At 37.8% G+C, this 19066-nt stretch carries 19 protein-coding genes and 1 pseudogene; all 20 read left to right on the top strand.

Going from position 1 to position 19066, the window contains the following annotated elements; genetic code table 11:
* Window positions 1-3 precede the first annotated feature (3 nt).
* Window positions 4-1878, top strand: a complete 1875-nt coding sequence (locus ACKTSC_RS05960; protein WP_407857103.1) for an ABC-F family ATP-binding cassette domain-containing protein — start codon at window positions 4-6, stop codon at window positions 1876-1878.
* 28 nt (window positions 1879-1906) lie between these two features.
* Complete coding sequence (locus tag ACKTSC_RS05965; RefSeq protein WP_407857104.1) at window positions 1907-2404, top strand: dihydrofolate reductase; 498 nt, start codon at window positions 1907-1909, stop codon at window positions 2402-2404.
* A 104-nt stretch (window positions 2405-2508) separates the two neighbouring features.
* Complete coding sequence (locus ACKTSC_RS05970; RefSeq protein ID WP_332581303.1) at window positions 2509-3348, top strand: DegV family protein; 840 nt, start codon at window positions 2509-2511, stop codon at window positions 3346-3348.
* 55 nt (window positions 3349-3403) lie between these two features.
* Window positions 3404-4285: an SGNH/GDSL hydrolase family protein gene (locus tag ACKTSC_RS05975; RefSeq protein ID WP_332581302.1), complete on the top strand. Its 882-nt coding sequence runs from the start codon at window positions 3404-3406 to the stop codon at window positions 4283-4285.
* Window positions 4285-4890, top strand: coding sequence for a YpmS family protein (locus tag ACKTSC_RS05980; protein ID WP_332581301.1), 606 nt, complete (start codon window positions 4285-4287; stop codon window positions 4888-4890). The genes ACKTSC_RS05975 and ACKTSC_RS05980 overlap by 1 nt, the downstream gene beginning before the upstream one ends.
* Before the next feature lie 31 nt (window positions 4891-4921).
* Window positions 4922-5143: a YozE family protein gene (locus tag ACKTSC_RS05985; protein WP_332581300.1), complete on the top strand. Its 222-nt coding sequence runs from the start codon at window positions 4922-4924 to the stop codon at window positions 5141-5143.
* A gap of 83 nt (window positions 5144-5226) precedes the next feature.
* The gene (locus tag ACKTSC_RS05990; RefSeq protein WP_407857105.1) at window positions 5227-6645 is read left to right on the top strand and encodes a S41 family peptidase; all 1419 of its coding nucleotides are present in this window, start codon (window positions 5227-5229) and stop codon (window positions 6643-6645) included.
* A gap of 45 nt (window positions 6646-6690) precedes the next feature.
* Complete coding sequence (lepB, locus tag ACKTSC_RS05995; protein WP_407857106.1) at window positions 6691-7239, top strand: signal peptidase I; 549 nt, start codon at window positions 6691-6693, stop codon at window positions 7237-7239.
* A gap of 164 nt (window positions 7240-7403) precedes the next feature.
* On the top strand, window positions 7404-8255 hold the full coding sequence (gene ylqF, locus ACKTSC_RS06000) for a ribosome biogenesis GTPase YlqF (RefSeq protein WP_407857107.1): 852 nt from the start codon (window positions 7404-7406) through the stop codon (window positions 8253-8255).
* Entirely contained in the window at window positions 8255-9019 is a 765-nt protein-coding gene (locus tag ACKTSC_RS06005) for a ribonuclease HII (protein WP_407857108.1), read from the top strand. The genes ylqF and ACKTSC_RS06005 overlap by 1 nt, the downstream gene beginning before the upstream one ends.
* 57 nt (window positions 9020-9076) lie before the next feature.
* A complete protein-coding gene (gene dprA, locus ACKTSC_RS06010) occupies window positions 9077-9937 on the top strand; it encodes a DNA-processing protein DprA (protein WP_407857109.1) in 861 nt (286 codons plus the stop codon).
* A gap of 94 nt (window positions 9938-10031) precedes the next feature.
* Window positions 10032-12110 (top strand): type I DNA topoisomerase, encoded by a 2079-nt coding sequence (gene topA, locus ACKTSC_RS06015; protein ID WP_332581294.1) that lies wholly within the window; start codon window positions 10032-10034, stop codon window positions 12108-12110.
* Window positions 12111-12131: 21 nt separating this feature from the next.
* The gene (trmFO, locus tag ACKTSC_RS06020; protein ID WP_407857110.1) at window positions 12132-13430 is read left to right on the top strand and encodes an FADH(2)-oxidizing methylenetetrahydrofolate--tRNA-(uracil(54)-C(5))-methyltransferase TrmFO; all 1299 of its coding nucleotides are present in this window, start codon (window positions 12132-12134) and stop codon (window positions 13428-13430) included.
* Window positions 13431-13624: 194 nt separating this feature from the next.
* Complete coding sequence (gene xerC, locus ACKTSC_RS06025) at window positions 13625-14524, top strand: tyrosine recombinase XerC (protein ID WP_407857111.1); 900 nt, start codon at window positions 13625-13627, stop codon at window positions 14522-14524.
* Window positions 14525-14564: 40 nt separating this feature from the next.
* A complete protein-coding gene (gene hslV / locus ACKTSC_RS06030; protein WP_332581291.1) occupies window positions 14565-15110 on the top strand; it encodes an ATP-dependent protease subunit HslV in 546 nt (181 codons plus the stop codon).
* 48 nt (window positions 15111-15158) lie between these two features.
* Window positions 15159-16550: an ATP-dependent protease ATPase subunit HslU gene (gene hslU / locus ACKTSC_RS06035; protein ID WP_407857112.1), complete on the top strand. Its 1392-nt coding sequence runs from the start codon at window positions 15159-15161 to the stop codon at window positions 16548-16550.
* A 16-nt stretch (window positions 16551-16566) separates the two neighbouring features.
* A complete protein-coding gene (gene codY, locus ACKTSC_RS06040) occupies window positions 16567-17355 on the top strand; it encodes a GTP-sensing pleiotropic transcriptional regulator CodY (RefSeq protein ID WP_407857113.1) in 789 nt (262 codons plus the stop codon).
* A gap of 14 nt (window positions 17356-17369) precedes the next feature.
* Entirely contained in the window at window positions 17370-18239 is an 870-nt protein-coding gene (locus ACKTSC_RS06045; RefSeq protein WP_407857114.1) for an aldose 1-epimerase family protein, read from the top strand.
* 121 nt (window positions 18240-18360) lie between these two features.
* Window positions 18361-18834, top strand: a complete 474-nt coding sequence (locus ACKTSC_RS06050; RefSeq protein WP_332581287.1) for a GNAT family N-acetyltransferase — start codon at window positions 18361-18363, stop codon at window positions 18832-18834.
* A gap of 111 nt (window positions 18835-18945) precedes the next feature.
* Window positions 18946-19066: pseudogene (locus ACKTSC_RS06055) on the top strand (helix-turn-helix domain-containing protein); the annotation flags it as partial.

Here is a 19066-nt window from a genome sequence, read left to right on the forward strand (position 1 = left end):
AAAATGAAAGAATTGAAAGTAACAGAACTTTATAAGACATTTGGCGATAAAACATTGTTTGACCGTATTTCTTTTTTGATTCACGAAAAAGATCGGATTGGATTGATTGGGGTCAATGGCACCGGCAAATCTAGTTTATTAACGATTTTAGCGGGAAAAGATAGCGGTGACGGGGATGTTTCTGCTATTGAAAAAGCAAGTGATTATCGTATCGGCTACTTGGCACAGACCCAAGATTTTCCAGCAGATCTATTAGTTTTAGACGCTGTTTTTCAAGGGGACAATGCCTTGATGCAGACAGTTAGAAATTATGAAAAAGCTTTATTACGTTTATCAGAAGTGAATACCACTGAATCCCAACGTCAATTCACGTTAGCTGAAGAAGCTATGAACAAACAAGATGCTTGGACAGCTGATAGTGAAGCAAAAGCAATTTTAAATAAATTAGGAATTGATACGTTAGATAAAAAAATCAGCGAATTGTCTGGTGGCCAAATCAAGCGTGTTGCTTTAGCACAGGTGTTGATCGATGCACCGGATTTATTATTATTAGATGAACCAACCAACCATTTAGATTATGAAGCAATTCAATGGTTAGAACATTATTTGAAGAGTTATACCGGTTCTTTATTGATGGTTACTCATGACCGCTACTTTTTAGATCGAGTAACGAACCGTATCTTTGAATTGTCATTTGGCAAGCTATATGAATACCAAGGGAATTACGAAGCTTATTTAGTTGAAAAAGCTGAACGTGATCGGGTAGCAGTAGAACAAGAGGGCAAGCGGAAACAATTATATAAACAAGAACTTGCTTGGATGCGTGCGGGAGCGAAAGCTCGATCGACGAAACAGCAAGCGCGGATCAATCGTTTTGAAGATTTGAAAGAGAATCTTCATCAAGTACAAACGGATGGACAGCTTGAAGTCAATATCGCTGCAACTCGATTAGGTAAAAAAGTTTTAGAACTGAAAGATGCTGCTTATTCAATCGAAGGAAAAACGATTCTATCTGATTTTGATTTATTGATTCAAAGTGGAGAACGTTTAGGGATTACCGGGAAAAATGGCGCGGGTAAATCAACCTTATTGAATATTTTAGCGGGACGGTTGCCTTTAGACAGCGGTGTATTTGAGATAGGAGAAACGGTTCGTTTAGCTTATTACACACAGCAAAATGAAGAAATGGATCCTAATAAACGGATGATCGCTTATTTGCAGGAAGCTGCGGAAGAAGTGAAGCAACGTGATGGTTCGCAGATCAGTGTGGCTGAAATCTTAGAACGTTTCTTATTTCCGCGTTTTATGCATGGAACTTTGATCGGAAAACTATCTGGTGGTGAGAAACGGCGGCTGTATCTATTAAAATTATTGATCCAACAACCGAACGTCTTATTATTGGATGAACCTACGAATGATTTAGACATCGCGACTTTGACTGTATTAGAAGATTATTTGCATGAATTTGCCGGCTCAGTTATTACTGTTTCCCATGATCGTTATTTCTTAGATAAAGTAGCTGAGAAATTATTGATTTTTGAAGGCAATGGAAAAATCATTTCTTATTTTGGCTCGATCATTGAGTATTTGGAACAACAAATACCTGTGAAAGAAGAAAAAGCAGTCAAGGCGAAGCCACAACCAAAAGAGCGCAAAAAGAAACTTTCATACAATGAACAAAAAGAATGGGAAACGATCGAAGAAGATATCGCTTTGTTAGAAAGTCGTATTGAAGAATTAACCGAATCAATGAATCATCAAGGTGACGACTTTACCAAATTACAAGATTTGCAAAAAGACATCGATGCATCAGAGCAGGCTTTAGAAGAAAAAATGGATCGTTGGGAATACTTGAGTGAAATCGTTGAAGATAATTAGTTAGATTTTGAATGCAGGGAGGAAAGCTATGCTAATCGCAATTTGGGCGCAAGATAATCAAGCGTTGATCGGGAAAAATAATCGTTTGCCATGGCACTTACCAAATGATTTACAGTTTTTTAAAAACACAACGATCAACCATACCTTAGTGATGGGCCGTAAAACCTTTGAAGGAATGGGGGGGCGCCCGCTGCCTAAACGGCAAACGATTGTTTTAACCCGTGATCGAAATTATCAAGCAGAAAATGTGTTAGTTATGCACTCAGTAGCTGAAGTTTTAGACTATAGTGAAAAGCAAGCTCAAACAACATTTATTGCCGGCGGCTCTGAGATTTACAAAGCATTTCTACCGTATTGTGATAAAATTTATCGGACGTACATCAACGAATCTTTTGTAGGCGATGCCTATTTTCCAACAGTTGACTGGAGACAATGGCACTTAGTAGATCGTCAACAAGGACCACAAGATGAAAAAAATCCGTATGAATACTATTATGAAAAATATAATAGAAATAGAGCCGATTAAGGGACGATACAAGTTTTATAAAGAAATAGTTTCAGCAATGATTTATTTCACGAGGTTTGATATACTAAAATTAACGTGAAACTCGGTAGGAAAGAAGGATCAGCATGCCAAATGTAAAAATTGTTACCGACTCGTCTTGTACGATTGAAAAGTCGGTTAGAGATGAATTAAATATAACTGTCATTCCATTATCAGTAATGATCGATGATGTCGTCTATCCGGATGATGATGATTTAACCGGAGAGAAATTTATGGAGATGATGGCGAATGCTAAAAATCTCCCTAAAACTAGCCAGCCGCCAATTGGTTATTTTGCTGAGTTGTATGATGAATTAGGAAAAGACGGCAGTCCAATCGTCTCTATTCATATGTCGCATACACTAAGCGGAACGGCTGAAGCCGCGCGTCAAGCAACTTTTTTAAGCAACAGTGAAGTCACTGTGATCGATTGTGGATTTATTGACCAATCACAAGCATTTCAAGTGATCGAAGCCGCAAAATTAGCTGAAAAAGGTGCAAGTGTCGATGAAGTTTTGGAAAAAATCGAAGAAGTAAAAAATCACAGTAAATTATTTATCGGGATTTCTTCATTAGATAATTTAGTTAAAGGTGGACGGATCAGTCGTGTAACTGGAGTGATTTCAAGTGTATTGAATATGCGTGTGATCATGGAACTTGAAAATGGGGAGCTATTACCTGTCAATAAGGGACGTGGAAAGAAAACATTCAGTAAGTGGTTCGCGACTTTTAAAGAAGAGCTTACAAAAGTCAACGTCAAACAAATCGGTATCTCATATGCTGGTAAGTTAGAATTTATCGATGAAGCAAAACAAGCGCTGCAAGAAATGTTCCCTGAGATGCATATACCTGTCTTGCACACGAATCCCATCGTTGCGACTCATACAGGGCCGGGTGCTTTCGCAATCATGTATTATACAGATTAGTTGAAACTGTCTCTAGGAATAGAGGCAGTTTTTTAAAAAGGAGTTGGATAGGTAAATGGATCGATTGAAACGCTTTTCGACGCTATTTATTTTACTAGCCGCTGTTGTTGTAACATTGCTAGTATTATTTTTAACGATTCCTAAAGCAGATTCTCGTTTAAAAGTCAGTCAGGATGGCAATCAAAATTATAAAAAAACGATTCATTTTGTTGCAGTCGGTGATTCTTTAACCGAAGGCGTCGGTGATGAAACAAAAAGTGGGGGTTATGTACCACTAGTCGCAAACGCATTACAACAAAAATATGAATTGAATTCAGTGGAAAAAGATAATTATGGTGTTTCCGGTGAACGAAGTGATCAAATCTTAAAGCGGGTAAAAAACGATAAAGATTTACGAAATAGTTTAGCTAGCGCAGACATCATCACGATGACTGTCGGCGGGAATGATTTGTTTCAAGCATTTCAAAAGCATTTAAATGCAAAAAGTGCGAAACAATTTGATTCTTCTATCAAAAAATACGGTAAATATGTCGAGGATATCTTAGCCCAAATGCGTGAGTTGAATCCAGACGCCCCAATATACGTAGTTGGAATCTATAATCCGTATTATATGAATTTCCCTGATATCACAGCCATGCAAACTGTGGTAGATAATTGGAACAAAAAAACCAAAAGTTTAACAGCAGATGCGACACACTGCTATTTTGTACCCGTCAATGATTTATTATATAAAGGGATTCAAACTGAAACGAGCGCTAGCGAAAGTACAACCGCAAGTAGTACAAGCACTAGTTCGACTACAGAAACAAAGAATAATGTTCTGTACGATGAAGACAATTTCCATCCCAATAATTTAGGATACCAATTGATGGCGAATGCAATTCAAGATAAAATCATGGATACAAAAGACTTATGGTTATTGAAGGAGAAGAAGTAATGAAAAAAAGAATCAATGGCTGGAAAATTGCTTTTCTTGTATTGGTAGGTATTTTATTGGGCGGAATCATTTTTACAACCGTTCGAGTTTTTTCAACGCGTGAAACAAACCTTCCACCAAGTAGTGAAACCACCGTACCAGCAGGTTCACCAGTCTTAACGATGAATACCAATAAGAAAAAATTAAATACGGTTATGGCTTATTTTTTGAATGATCTTCAAAAAGGTTCTGATGTAAAATATGAATTTTACTTAGAAAATCAAGCGATGCTAAAAGGGGAATTCAAGCTTTTAGGCGCACCGATAGACTTTTATCTTTACTTTGATCCGTATGTTATGGATAATGGCAATGTTCAATTAAAAGCGCGTGAGCTGTCGATTGGAACATTGAGTTTGCCAGTTAGTCAAGTCATGGCGACTATCAAGCGGAGCTATGATTTTCCTAAATGGGTAGAAGTAGATTCGAAAGAACAAACAATCACTTTGAAATTAAATGAATTCAAATTGAATAATGGAATGTTTATCAAAGCAAATCATATTGACCTTGTAAATGATGATATTCAATTTAGTTTGTATCTGCCAAAAGACAAGAAAGCCGATGAATAATTGATCAGCAAATCATTGGAGTGAAATCACTATGAGAAGAAGTTTTTATCATTATATCCTGACACAACGTGGGCACAACTTGCAGGATCCTGTTGAAGCCTTTGCCGGCGAAGTTTCTAAAGACATCATGTTTCCAAAGCAATCAGAAGAATATCATGAAGTAGCAGATTATTTAGAAATGAATGTCGATTATTTGGATTCAATGGATCTGTTTGATCAGCTTTGGGAAAAATATTTAGAAAACAACAAATAATTTAAAAAGGAAAAGTTCAGGAAGACTTTTCCTTTTTTTTCTAGCATGCTATGATGAAAAAAAAGGTGAAAGGATAATGCGCCTTGCAGAAAAAAACGTTACCACTCCCAATCGTTATTATTGTTCTTGTATGTACAGTGATCGTTACCGCAGTTGTGACTCATTTTATAGAACAAAAACAAATTTTAAAAAATGAATCGGTCGTAAAAATCACAAGGAATGACTTAGATGATGTTCAAGACCTTTATGATTTGATTAGTACGAATTATGTTGATAAAGTAGATAAAGAGACTCTGATTCAAGGGGCGTTAAAAGGGATGACTGAAGCGCTCGGAGATGCAGACTCAGAATTTTTGACTGCAAAAGAAACAAAAGAACGTCAATCGCAAGTCGCAGGGAGTTTTGAAGGAATTGGGATTGATTTTGATATCCAAAATCGTTTGCCTGTGCTCAATCGGGTACCAGAAAAAAATTCTCCAGCCGAAAAAGCAAAACTGAAAATAGGAGATATCATCCTAAAAGTCAATGGAAAGTCGACCAAAGATTTGTCCGTCGATACAGTTACTAGTATGATCCGTGGAAAAAAAGGTACTCAAGTGACTTTGTCGCTCCAACGTGGTGAGGAAAAATTTGATGTCGTTATTGAACGAGACGTTGTTTCTGAAGATACGGTTACTGGTGCGATCGATAAGAACCATCCAACAGTTGGTTCAATCCAAATTGCAAATTTTAGAGATACAACAGCTTTAGAATTTCGAACGATCGTTGAGGAATTACGCAAAGAAGGTGCGACTTCTTTTGTGATTGATCTGCGACAAAATTCAGGTGGATTATTGGCCGAGGCAGAACGTGTAGCCAGCTATTTTTTGGAAAATGGCGATACGATTGCTCAATTCTCCAATAATAAACAAGTCATCTCTGTCGATAAAGCGAGTAAAAAAATCGATCAAGGGTTTAAAGTCAAAGAACCAAGTGTCTTTTTGATCGACCAAGAAAGTTCTTATGGTGCAGAATTACTAGCAGCAGCAGTGAAAAATAAAAATTATTCTTTGATCGGTTTGACAACGTTTGGCAAAGGCAGCGTCCAAACGATCAGTCCAATTGGGAAAAATAACTATGTCCAATTAACGATCATGAAATGGTATACGCCGGACGGTTCTTCTGTGGAAGGCAAAGGAGTAACACCAACGATCGAAGCAGATTATCCAGCGTATGCTAAACTGCCACCGATTTCGAAACAATCGAATTGGCGAATCGGTGACTCTGGCGATGCTATAAAAAATGTTAATACGATGCTTAACGCGCTAGGTTATCCGACTGAGGGAGATTCATTCAATGAGGCGACCCGAGACGCTGTGATTGGAATCCAAACAGAAAACAATTTACCTGAGACTGGCGCATTAGATGATAAGACGATTGATGCGCTTCAGGCAAAAGTATTTAATTTAGTCAAAGCTAATGATGTAGCCTATGCCAAGGCCATAGAAACGTTACAAAAGTAAGTGTTGATACTATTTTGATGCTTATGATTGCAAGGGGGGTAGTATTTGAAAAATCTACTTACAAAAGGTCATTTATGGTTAGGTGTGAAATATTTATTGATCGCTCTTTTTGTAGGAGTGATCATTCGAGGATTTCTACTAATACCAGTTCCAGTGACTGGTAATTCGATGGATCAGACATTAGCCCAAGGTGATATGGTACTGATGGAAAAATTTAGTAAAATCAAACGCTTTGATGTAATCGTCTTCCAGCAACCTGATGGAACGATCTACATCAAACGTGTAATTGCTTTACCAGGTGATGAAGTGCGCTATGAGCACGATCAATTATACGTAAACAATAAAAAAGTTGCGGAACCTTTTCTAACAAATAATCGCCAGCAAGACCATCAAGTATCGCCCTATACAACTGATTTCAAGTTAGAGGACCTTACTGGTAAAACAAAACTTCCAGCTGATGAATATTTTGTATTAGGCGACAACCGACGAATTTCAAAAGATAGTCGTTCATTTGGAACGGTCGATAGCGCGGATATTTTGGGAAAAGCTCGAGCTGTGTATTATCCATTGAGCCATATTAAGTGGATATCATAGTCAAACATGTTATTTGAAGATCGTGGCTATTAGTAGCGCGGTCTTTTTATTTTTAATCCTTATTATTAAAGTAAGGCGACTTGTGATACAATCAGAAACGGAAAATAATTTCTGTGGCTATGATATAGATTGAAATAATAAAAAAATCAAGGAGGAAACAGATAATGCCAACAATTCAATGGTTTCCAGGCCATATGGCTAAAGCAAGAAGAGAAGTATCAGAAAAATTAAAATTTGTCGATATTGTGTTTGAATTAATCGATGCACGTCTACCTTTATCATCACGTAATCCGATGTTAGATCAAATCGTGCAACAAAAACCACGTTTAATCTTATTAAATAAATCAGATCTTGCTGATCCGAATCAAACCAATTTATGGGTCAATTATTTTAAAGAAGCCGGCCATCATGTGCTTGCTTTAACTGCGAAAGATGATAAGAGCGTCAAACAAATTGTTCCTGCTAGTAAGAAAGTTTTAGTAGAAAAAATTGCTCGAGACCAAGAAAAAGGAATCAAACCACGAGCAATCAGAGCGATGGTATTAGGTATTCCAAATGTCGGAAAATCAACTTTATTGAATCATTTAGCTGGTAAAAAAATAGCGAGTACAGGAAATCGTCCGGGTGTAACTAAAGGGCAACAATGGTTACGTTTTGGTACGCAGCTTGAATTATTAGATACACCAGGGATCTTATGGCCAAAATTTGAAGACCCAGAAGTTGGCCAACGTTTGGCACTTACAGGAGCAATCAAAGATGATCTATTACATTTAGATGATTTAGCTCTATATGAATTGGAAGTCTTCACGCGTTTTTATCCAGAACAATTAAAAGAACGCTATAAATTAACGGATGATGATTTAACTTTAGAATTGCCAGAGTTGTTGCTTTTGATTGCATCTAAACGGGGATTCAAAGACGATTACGAACGTGCAAGTGAAATGTTGATTCTTGAATTACGTCAAGGAAGATTAGGCCGTTACACATTAGATCGTTTTGAGGAGCTGAGCGAGTAATGGAAAAATTATCCATCAAAGCGATCAAAGAACAATTGAGCGAAATTATTGATGCCGAAGATCCTAAACTAGTTGAATTTCGTGCGGATACTCGTAAAGGTGTTCAACAAGCATTGGTTCAATGGCAAAAAAAACAAGATAAGCAAATAGCTTTAGAACAAAAATACATCGATATGTCTGTTTTTGAGGCAGAAAAAAAAGCTCAAGGATTTCAGGCAATCTGTGGGATCGACGAAGTGGGACGTGGACCTTTGGCTGGTCCTGTCGTTGCAGCAGCTGTGATTTTGAATGAAGAGCATGCTATTTTAGGACTGAATGATTCAAAACAACTTTCAGCTTATAAACGTGAAGAATTGGTTCAAGAAATCAAAAAAAATGCTCGTGCGATTGGTATCGGTGAGGCAACAGCTGAAGAGATCGATCAATTGAATATTTATCAAGCAACAAAAGTTGCGATGCAACGGGCGATCGACCAATTGACGATCAAACCAGATTGTTTATTGATTGATGCAATGGTACTTGATAATGGTTTGCCGCAAGAAAAAATCATCAAAGGCGATGCTCGTTCGGTTTCGATTGCTGCGGCAAGTATTATTGCTAAAGTTTATCGAGATGAATGGATGACTAAATATGGGGAAGATTATCCATCCTACGGTTTTGCCAATAATGCTGGCTATGGAACCAAAGAACATTTGAAAGCTATTGATGAACAAGGGATTTTGCCGATTCATCGCAAGACCTTTGCCCCGATTAAAAATAAATAAATGAAGGTCCTTCTTTTTATGTATCTTTTTGATAAAGAACTGAAAAGAGGGATTTTTTTGAAAAATAATTTTCTTTTACGTTTGAGTATGACAAAAGGCATCGGAGCCGTCGGAAAACAACGTATTTACCAATTTGCGAAGCGTCATCAGCATTGGCAATTTGATAGCTTAGAAATTCGTCTGCTTGCTCAGACGACGCGTAAGAACGATTGGAATGAATGGGACGAGGAACGTTTAAACGAAATAAAACGAATGCATCAGTATATAACGATTGAAGATTCAGCGTATCCAGAACAATTGAAGCATGTCCCAACACCGCCGCTGGTATTATTTTATAAAGGTGATTTAGCTTTTTTAGAAAGAAAAATGCTGGCAGTTGTTGGTGCCCGCGACGCTTCACGATATGGGTATTTAGTTTTACAGGCATTGATTCCAGAGTTGATCAAACGGGACTTTGTAATTGTTAGCGGCTTAGCAAAAGGAATCGATAGTTTTGCCCATCAATTTGCCATCAGTAATCAAGGAAAAACTGTCGGAATAGTTGGAACTGGTTTAGATATTTGTTATCCTAAAGGAAGCGGTAATTTGCAAATCGAGATGAGTAGGCATCATCTTGTAGTAAGTGAATACCCCAACGGAACTACGCCAGCTAAATTTCATTTTCCGATGCGCAATCGGATCATCGCCGGATTAAGCAGCGGTGTGTTAGTGGTGGAAGCGAAGAAACGCAGTGGGTCATTGATTACTGCTCAGCAAGCATTAGATTACGGAAAAGAAGTTTTTGTTGTTCCTGGATCCATTTTAGATGGGCGCTCGAGCGGCTGTCATCAGCTGATTCAAGATGGTGCCGTTTGCGTTGAAAAAGCACAAGATATTTTTGATTGTTATGATTTACTGAATAAATTCGATAAGCCCTGACTTGACAAACAAAATTTGAATAGCGTATTATAGGCTACGATTTGTCAGTAGTTATCAATATATAATAGAAGTAAAAATTGAGGAGGCAAAGCATTTGGCCTATAAATACCTAGTTATTGTGGAATCACCGGCGAAAGCTAAAACGATTGAAAAATATTTAGGAAGAAATTATAAAGTCGTGGCAAGTGTTGGACACGTCCGTGATTTACCTAAAAGTAAAATGGGGATCGATGTTGAAAACAATTATGAACCTCACTATATTTCCATTCGTGGTAAAGGTGACGTGATTAAAAGTTTAAAACAAGCGGCAAAAAAAGCCCAAAAAGTATATCTCGCAAGTGACCCGGATAGAGAAGGGGAAGCCATTGCTTGGCACCTTGCTTACTTATTAGGATTAGATTTAAATGATAAGAATCGAGTAGTATTCAACGAAATTACTAAAGATGCTGTTAAAGCGGCATTTAAAGAACCAAGAACGATCGATGTTTCCCGTGTAGATGCGCAACAAGCACGTCGCGCATTGGATCGTCTAGTGGGCTACTCGATTTCGCCTATTCTTTGGAAAAAAGTTAAAAAAGGCTTGAGTGCTGGTCGGGTACAATCGATCGCATTGAAGATGATCATCGATCGTGAACAAGAAATCCGTGATTTCATTCCAGAAGAATACTGGAGCATCGATGGAAACTTTAAAAAGAAAACGAAGAAATTTAAGGCTAATTTTTGGGGTGTCGATGGTAAGAAGAAAAAATTACCAAACGCTGAAGCTGTAAAGGAAGTAACTTCAAGAATCGATGGCAAGGATTATGAAGTAACTAAAGTTGAGAAAAAAGAACGTAAGCGTAATCCAGCATTGCCATTTACAACAAGTAATATGCAACAAGAATCTGCACGTAAATTAAATTTCCGTACGCGTAAGACGATGATGGTTGCTCAACAATTGTATGAAGGAATTGCTTTAGGTAAACAAGGAACAGTTGGTTTGATCACTTATATGCGTACCGATTCGACTCGGATCTCAGATACAGCAAAAGCAGAAGCAGCTGAATTTATCGAAAATACTTACGGCAAAGAATTCTCACAGCATCAAGCCAGAAAAACTAAAAATCCTCAGGGCTCTCAAGATGCTCATGAAGCGATTCGTCCTACCAGTGTCCAACGTACACCCGATGAAATGAAAAAATATTTAGATAAAGATCAATTGAAGCTTTATACATTAATTTGGTCACGTTTTGTTGCAAGCCAAATGACAGCGGCAATTTTAGATACAATGAAAGTAACGCTAGAACAAAATGGCGTAATCTTTATTGCTAATGGATCTAAAATTAAATTCAAAGGATTTATGCAAGTCTACATTGAAGGCAGGGATGACGGCAAAGAAGACAAAGAAAATGTCTTACCAGATTTAGAAAAAGGCGATGTTGTTAAATCAGTGGATATTGAACCAAAACAACATTTCACTCAACCGCCAGCACGTTTCAGTGAAGCTACGCTGATCAAAACGTTAGAAGAAAATGGCGTAGGACGTCCTTCAACCTATGCTCCGACATTAGACACGATCCAACGTCGTTACTATGTGAAGCTAACCCAGCGTCGTTTTGAACCAACTGAACTTGGTGAAATCGTTAATACATTGATTGTTGATTTCTTCCCGCAAATTGTCGATGTCAATTTTACAGCGGAAATGGAAAATGATTTAGATAAAGTCGAAGACGGTAAAGAAGAATGGACAAAAGTTGTCGATCGCTTCTATAAACCTTTCGCCGTTGAATTAGAAAAAGCCGAAGAAGGCATTGAAAAAATTCAAATCAAAGATGAACCAGCTGGCTTTGACTGTGACGTCTGCGGTCATCCGATGGTCATCAAACTGGGGCGTTACGGAAAATTCTACGCTTGTAGTAATTTCCCTGAGTGCCGCAATACAAAACCGATCATCAAAGAAATCGGTGTCGAATGTCCGGTCTGTCATAAAGGGCAAGTTGTGGAACGCAAATCTAAGAAAAATCGTTTATTCTATGGTTGTTCACGTTATCCAGATTGCGACTTTACTTCATGGGATAAACCAGTCGGCCGTAGCTGTCCGAAATGCGATGGCTATCTAGTCGAGAAAAAAGTCAAAGGCGGAAAACAAGTTGTCTGTATCAATGGCGACTATGAAGAAGTAGTTCAAAAATAATTATTTGTAAGCGAGGAAGAGATGGTTAAAACAGTTAATGTTATTGGGGCCGGTCTGGCCGGAAGTGAAGCTGCATGGCAGCTAGCCGAGGCAGGAGTACCCGTGAATTTATATGAAATGCGTCCCGTTAAATCTACACCAGCGCACCACACAGCAAATTTTGCAGAGCTTGTCTGCAGTAATTCACTCCGTGGTAATGGTTTGACCAATGCGGTTGGTGTCTTAAAAGAAGAAATGCGTCGTCTAAATTCGGTTGTGATTACATCAGCTGATGAAACAGCAGTGCCTGCTGGCGGTGCATTAGCAGTTGATCGTGATAATTTTTCTGAATTGATCACTAAAAGAGTCAAGGAACATCCATTAGTGACGGTGATCTCAGAAGAAATCACTGAAATTCCAGAAGGGATCACGATCATTTCGACTGGTCCGTTGACTTCTGAATCATTAGCTGCGGATATCGCAGAATACAATGGTTCTCACGGCTTTTATTTTTATGATGCAGCAGCTCCGATTTTGGATGGTTCAACGATCGATCGTGATAAAGTTTATTTAAAATCACGTTATGATAAAGGTGAAGCGGCTTACTTAAACTGTCCAATGACAGAAGAAGAATTTATGCGCTTTTACAATGCATTGATTGAAGCTGAAGTAGCTCCACAAAAAGAATTTGAAAAAGAAAAATTCTTTGAAGGTTGTATGCCAATCGAAGTGATGGCAAAACGTGGCGTCAAAACCATGTTGTTTGGCCCGATGAAACCTGTTGGATTAGAAGATCCTAAAACTGGCAAACGTCCTTACGCAGTGATTCAATTACGTCAAGATAACGCCGCTGCTTCAATGTACAATATCGTTGGTTTTCAAACACATTTAAAATGGGGCGAACAAAAACGAGTTTTCCAATTGATTCCAGGGTTGGAAAATGCGGAATTTCTCCGTTACGGTGTCATGCATCGAAACAGTTTCATGAATTCACCAGAATTATTACGTCCAACTTATCAAAGTAAAAAACGCGATGATCTATTCTTTGCTGGTCAGATGACGGGTGTCGAAGGGTATGTTGAAAGTGCAGGCAGCGGACTCGTTGCAGGATTAAATGCTGCACGCTTAGCTAAAGGCGAAGAACTGCTAGAGTTTCATCGAGAAACAGCAATCGGCTCAATGGCTTATTACATCACACACGCAGAAGGCAAACATTTCCAACCGATGAATGCAAACTTTGGTCTCTTCCCAGCATTACCTGAACGAATCAAAGATAAAAAATTGCGTTATGAAACATTAGCTGAACGTGCATTGAATGCGCTAAGTGAAATGAACTTATAAAAATAAAATCACTGCTGAGGCAGTGATTTTTTATTGAGAAAAATATTTAATAATTTTTTAGTTATGGATTAATTATGAAAAAATTGTAAGGAATTGTTAGTATATTCGTGAAAAGTCAATAAATTCTGACAATTCAATTGTAATTAAAAAGTTCTTATGCTACATTTATTTTAGGTTGGAGAGGTGAATAATATTTGGATAATGAACAGGCAACAAATGAATTCATTAGTTATTTAATGACCGAAAGAGGTTATTCAGAAAAGACTAAAGATGCCTATCAACGTGACTTGAACGACTTCACTCAATTTTTAAAAGAATCTGGTGAAGATTCTTTATTAGCGGTGGATCATTTGGATGTTCGGGTTTATTTAGCCTTTTTGAATGATAAGAAATATAGTCGTAATACGATCAGTCGTAAAATCGCTAGCTTACGTTCTTTTTATCAGTACCTTCTGAAACATGGACAATTAGAAGAAAATCCTTTTTCCTATGTCCATCTAAAGAAGAAACAAGCTCGTCTGCCACGCTTTTTTTATGAGAAAGAAATCCAAGTATTGTTTGAAAGCGTTGACGGAGATCAGCCGTTGGACCAACGAAATCGCGCGCTCTTAGAAGTATTATACGGTTCAGGGCTTCGTGTAAGCGAATGTGCCAATCTGACATTGTCTGTAATTGATTTTGATAACAGTGTCATGCTGATTCACGGAAAAGGGAATAAAGATCGTTATGTTCCGCTAGGTTCTTATGCTGCTGATGCGATCCAAGAATACCAGCAAACAGGACGTCAACAATTGATGGCTCGTTATGGAAAAGAGCATGATTATTTATTTATCAATCACCACGGAGATCAGATTACTGCTACGGGTATCGAATATGTCTTAAATCAAATTATTAAAAAAAGTAGTTTAAGCAGCGCTATTCATCCGCATATGCTGCGTCATACATTTGCCACCCATTTATTGAACAATGGAGCAGATTTAAGAACTGTCCAAGAATTATTAGGACATGCGAATTTGTCAACGACTCAAATCTATACGCATGTCACTAAAGAAAGTTTACAAAAAAGTTATCGTTCGTTTCATCCACGAGCGTAATCAAAATTTCAACTATTAAAAAGCGTAAGGAGAGAATACAATGTCTGAATCACAATTTCATTCCACTACGATCTGTGCGATCGAAAAAGATGGAAAATTAGCAATGGCTGGTGACGGTCAAGTAACTATGGGAGAACAAATCATCATGAAAGGTACGGCTCGAAAAGTTCGCCGCATCTATAATGGTCAAGTAGTAGTCGGTTTTGCCGGTAGTGTGGCTGATGCTTTTACGCTGGAAGAAAAATTTGAAGGTAAATTAAATGAATACAATGGTAATCTGCAACGCGCAGCTGTTGAGTTAGCGCAAGAATGGCGGACACAACAAGCGATGAAAAATTTAGAAGCGCTATTGATCGTGATGAATAGTGAAGAAATGCTATTGGTTTCAGGAAATGGTGAAGTAATTGCTCCTGATGATGGCATTTTAGCGATTGGTTCTGGTGGTAACTATGCATTAGCTGCTGCACGTGCAATGAAAAAGCATAACATGGACATGAGTGCTAAAGAAATCGCAGAAAGTGCTTTGAACATCGCTGCGGATATCTGTGTATTCACAAATCATAATATTATCGTAGAAGAAGTATAAAAACGAATAGTTTTAAAAACTGAATCTAGCAGATTAAGGAGAATGAAGATGACTGAAGTCAATAAAACACCAAAAGAAATCGTAAGTGAATTAGATCAATATATCATTGGACAAAACGAAGCAAAACGTTCTGTAGCGATCGCTTTGCGTAACCGCTATCGTCGAATGCAATTAGAAGAAACGATGCAACAAGAAGTTACGCCTAAAAATATTTTAATGATTGGACCGACGGGTGTTGGTAAAACAGAGATTGCCCGTCGCTTGGCACGTATCGTGAAAGCACCATTTGTCAAAGTGGAAGCAACGAAATTTACAGAAGTCGGTTATGTTGGCCGCGACGTTGAATCGATGGTTCGGGATCTAGTCGAAAATGCGATCACGATCGTTGAAAAAGAACAATATTCAAAAGTCTATTCACAAGCATTAAAACGTGCGAATAAACGTTTAGTCAAAATCTTAGTTCCGGGAATCAAAAAGGAACAAAAACAAAGTACGAATCCCTATGAACAAATGATGAATATGTTTAATCAAACGCAAACAGAGACGAAAGAAGAAGTTACTGAAGACATTAAAGTCAATCGGCAAACGATCCTTGAACAATTAGAAAAAGGATTGCTTGATCAACGCGAAGTAACGATCGAAGTGACAGAATCTAAAAAAGCCGCACCAATGAATAATGGCTTAGAACAAATGGGGATCGATTTGTCTGATACGCTAGGAGCCTTGACACCAGAAAAGAAAGTCCAACGTACAGTGACCGTCAAAGAGGCTCAAGAATTATTAGTTAAAGAAGAACAAGCGAAATTAGTAAATGAAGGAGATATCTCAACGGCAGCTATCAAGTTAGCTGAAAGTTCAGGAATTATTTTCATCGATGAAATCGACAAAATCACTTCTAAATCACAACAAAATTCAGGTGAAGTATCACGCGAAGGGGTTCAACGGGATATTCTACCGATCGTTGAAGGTTCTCAAGTTAATACTAAATATGGTGCAATCCAAACAGATCATGTGTTATTCATCGCTAGCGGAGCATTCAGCTTATCAAAACCAAGTGATTTGATTCCCGAGTTACAAGGACGCTTCCCGATTCGAGTTGAATTAAGTGATCTTACAGCAGAAGATTTTGTTAAAATCTTGACTGAACCAAACAATGCGTTGATCAAACAATACATTGCTTTAGTAGGTACTGAAAATGTCAATATCATCTTCACTCAAGAAGCAATTGAGAGAATCGCCCAAATGGCCTTTGATGTGAACCGTGAAACGGATAATATCGGCGCTCGTCGTTTGCATACGATCTTAGAAAAATTATTAGAAGATCTACTATTTGAAGCACCAGATATGCAAATGGGTGAAATCACGATTACCGAAGCATACGTGGATGAAAAATTAGCATCCATTGCTCAAAATAAAGATTTAAGTCGTTATATTCTTTAATCATTGGAGGGAAAAAATGGAAACATTGTTAGAAAAAACACGTCAAATCAATAAAATGATGCAACAAAAGAACGCTTTTGAACCTGCAGCTGAATTACCATATAACAATATGGCAAGAATCTTAGGTGATATATTAGGAACATTGACTTATATTATTGGTGCAGAAGGCAAACTGCTAGGTTTGAATGAAAAATTGGATATCAATACTGATCGCGTTCGTTCGTTTATTGTCGACCGTCAATTTCCTGATAGTTACGTAGACGGTATGCGTGAAGTGTATAAAACACAAGCGAATATACCCGTCGAAAATAAATTGACCGCTTTTCCAACTGAACGTGCAGAACTTTATCCTCAAGGTTTAACAACGATTGTTCCTATTTTTGGTTCAGGTGAACGCTTAGGAACGATTATTCTAGCTCGTACAGAAGGGGCTTTTGCGGATGATGATCTAGTCCTTGCCGAATACGGTGCAACGGTTATCGGGATGGAAATTTTATATCAACAATTTTTAAATGTAGAAGAAAAAGTTCGCAGCCAAACAGCTGTTCAAATGGCTGTCAGCACACTGTCTTATAGTGAATTGAAAGCTGTTAAAGCAATTTTTGATGCTTTAGATGGTGACGAAGGTCGTTTGACAGCTTCGAATATCGCGGATAAAATCGGTATTACCCGTTCAGTTATCGTGAATGCTTTACGTAAACTAGAATCAGCGGGAATCATCGAATCTCGTTCACTTGGAATGAAAGGAACATACTTAAAAGTATTGAATCCATTATTTAAAGAAGAACTAGTGCGTCACAAATAAGGAGTGTTAAAGTTATGTCAGTAACGATCAGTAATGATTTTTTAACAGCAACGATCAATGAAAAGGGAGCTGAGCTTGCAAGTTTAAAAGCAAATGACATCGAGTATATTTGGCAAGCAGATCCTAAGTATTGGGGACGTCATGCACCATTCTTGTTTCCTTTTGTCGGTCGGTTGAAAGACAATCAATATACGTACAAAGGAAAAACTTATCCTATGGGGCAACATGGCTTTGCTCGAGACAAAGAATTTTCAGTCGTAGAACATTCAACGGATAAAGCAGTCTTTATCTTGAAAAGTGATGCTGAAACGAGAGAAATCTATCCTTTTGATTTTGTATTAACAATTAGTTATGAAGTCTGGGGCCAAGGAGTACGCATTCGTTTCAACGTTGAGAATAGCGGGGAAGACGAAATGATTTTTGCGTTAGGTGGCCATCCAGCCTTTAATATTCCGCTGACGGATGATTTGAAATTTGAAGATTACTTTATTGCTTTTTCACCTCAAAAATCGCGAGTAAAAATTCCATTGGAAGGTCCTTATACCAATCTAGATCAAAAAACGATTGGTCAAACGAATACGAATATTCAATTGAGTCGCGAGCTTTTCAAAGAAGATGCGCTGATCTATGAAACAAGAGGCTTAAATGCTTATACGTTAGGAACAGAAGAATCTACTCACAGCGTACGAGTAGCCTATAATAATATCCCTTACGTTGGTTTATGGTCACCTTATCCTGAAGAAGCGCCATTTGTGTGTATTGAACCTTGGTGGGGATTTGCTGACTCAGTCGACAGTACCGGACGTCTAGAGGATAAAGAAGGTATGAATCGTTTAGCACCTAAAGAAAACTTTAAAACAGAATTTTCCATTACAGTAAGTTAAAAAAAACTGGAGATTTACTCCAGTTTTTTTTGTTTCTAATTAGTTGCTATTCTCAGCTAATTAGAGGATGCTAGAAGAAAGAGTTCTTTAGCATTTGATTAGACTAGGGAGAGTGAACTAAATGGAAATTATTGAATATCAAGAGCAATACAAAATGCAAGTAGCGGAAGTTATTACGAAAATCCAACAGGAAGAATTTCAGATCGCAATCACTCTGGAAGATCAACCAGATCTAATGGAGATCCAAGATTTTTATATCGCTGGTGGCGGAAATTTTTGGTTGGCGTTGGATGGAGACCAAGTGGTAGGAACAATCGCGTTGATTCGTTTGGAAAATAAAAATTTGGCTTTACGCAAGATGTTTGTCAAAAAAGAGTATCGCCGACATAAAGTCGGACAATTATTATTGGATACAGCAATTGAATTTGCTCAAGCAAAGGGTTATAAGGCTATTTATTTAGGGACAATCACGACTTTCGAGGCTGCAATTGCTTTTTATAAGAAAAATGGATTTGAAGCATTGGCAATAACCGATTTTCCAGCTGATTTTCCTGTAGTGGCTGTTGATAATGTCTTTTTGAAAAAAGAGCTATAAAAAGGGAACTGACACTATAATTAGATACAATTAAAAAAGAGCATCTCAAATTTAGTAAAATAAATTTGGAGGTGTTTTTCTAATGGCAAAACATAATTATTATCCGGAGAATCAGGTTCCTCCCTTCGGGAAGAATTTAATATCCCAAGTAGAGGAACAATATATAGGTGGAAACAGTGGTACATGAAAGGAGAAATTCACCGTTTAAAAACTTCTTCAGGTCGTCCTTTAG

Origin of the sequence: Enterococcus hailinensis (assembly GCF_045862035.1) — a bacterium.
GTDB lineage: Bacteria > Bacillota > Bacilli > Lactobacillales > Enterococcaceae > Enterococcus_A > Enterococcus_A hailinensis.

What these genes read in the sequence shown, in the direction of transcription:
- ACKTSC_RS05960 (WP_407857103.1), top strand. Translation starts at nt 4, where the DNA reads ATGAAAGAATTGAAAGTAACAGAACTTTATAAGACATTTGGCGATAAA.
- ACKTSC_RS05980 (WP_332581301.1), top strand. Translation starts at nt 4,285, where the DNA reads ATGAAAAAAAGAATCAATGGCTGGAAAATTGCTTTTCTTGTATTGGTA.
- ACKTSC_RS06045 (WP_407857114.1), top strand. Translation starts at nt 17,370, where the DNA reads ATGTCAGTAACGATCAGTAATGATTTTTTAACAGCAACGATCAATGAA.
- hslV (WP_332581291.1), top strand. Translation starts at nt 14,565, where the DNA reads ATGTCTGAATCACAATTTCATTCCACTACGATCTGTGCGATCGAAAAA.
- ACKTSC_RS05965 (WP_407857104.1), top strand. Translation starts at nt 1,907, where the DNA reads ATGCTAATCGCAATTTGGGCGCAAGATAATCAAGCGTTGATCGGGAAA.
- hslU (WP_407857112.1), top strand. Translation starts at nt 15,159, where the DNA reads ATGACTGAAGTCAATAAAACACCAAAAGAAATCGTAAGTGAATTAGAT.
- codY (WP_407857113.1), top strand. Translation starts at nt 16,567, where the DNA reads ATGGAAACATTGTTAGAAAAAACACGTCAAATCAATAAAATGATGCAA.
- ACKTSC_RS05975 (WP_332581302.1), top strand. Translation starts at nt 3,404, where the DNA reads ATGGATCGATTGAAACGCTTTTCGACGCTATTTATTTTACTAGCCGCT.
- ACKTSC_RS05970 (WP_332581303.1), top strand. Translation starts at nt 2,509, where the DNA reads ATGCCAAATGTAAAAATTGTTACCGACTCGTCTTGTACGATTGAAAAG.
- ACKTSC_RS06005 (WP_407857108.1), top strand. Translation starts at nt 8,255, where the DNA reads ATGGAAAAATTATCCATCAAAGCGATCAAAGAACAATTGAGCGAAATT.
- ylqF (WP_407857107.1), top strand. Translation starts at nt 7,404, where the DNA reads ATGCCAACAATTCAATGGTTTCCAGGCCATATGGCTAAAGCAAGAAGA.
- ACKTSC_RS06050 (WP_332581287.1), top strand. Translation starts at nt 18,361, where the DNA reads ATGGAAATTATTGAATATCAAGAGCAATACAAAATGCAAGTAGCGGAA.
- trmFO (WP_407857110.1), top strand. Translation starts at nt 12,132, where the DNA reads ATGGTTAAAACAGTTAATGTTATTGGGGCCGGTCTGGCCGGAAGTGAA.
- ACKTSC_RS05985 (WP_332581300.1), top strand. Translation starts at nt 4,922, where the DNA reads ATGAGAAGAAGTTTTTATCATTATATCCTGACACAACGTGGGCACAAC.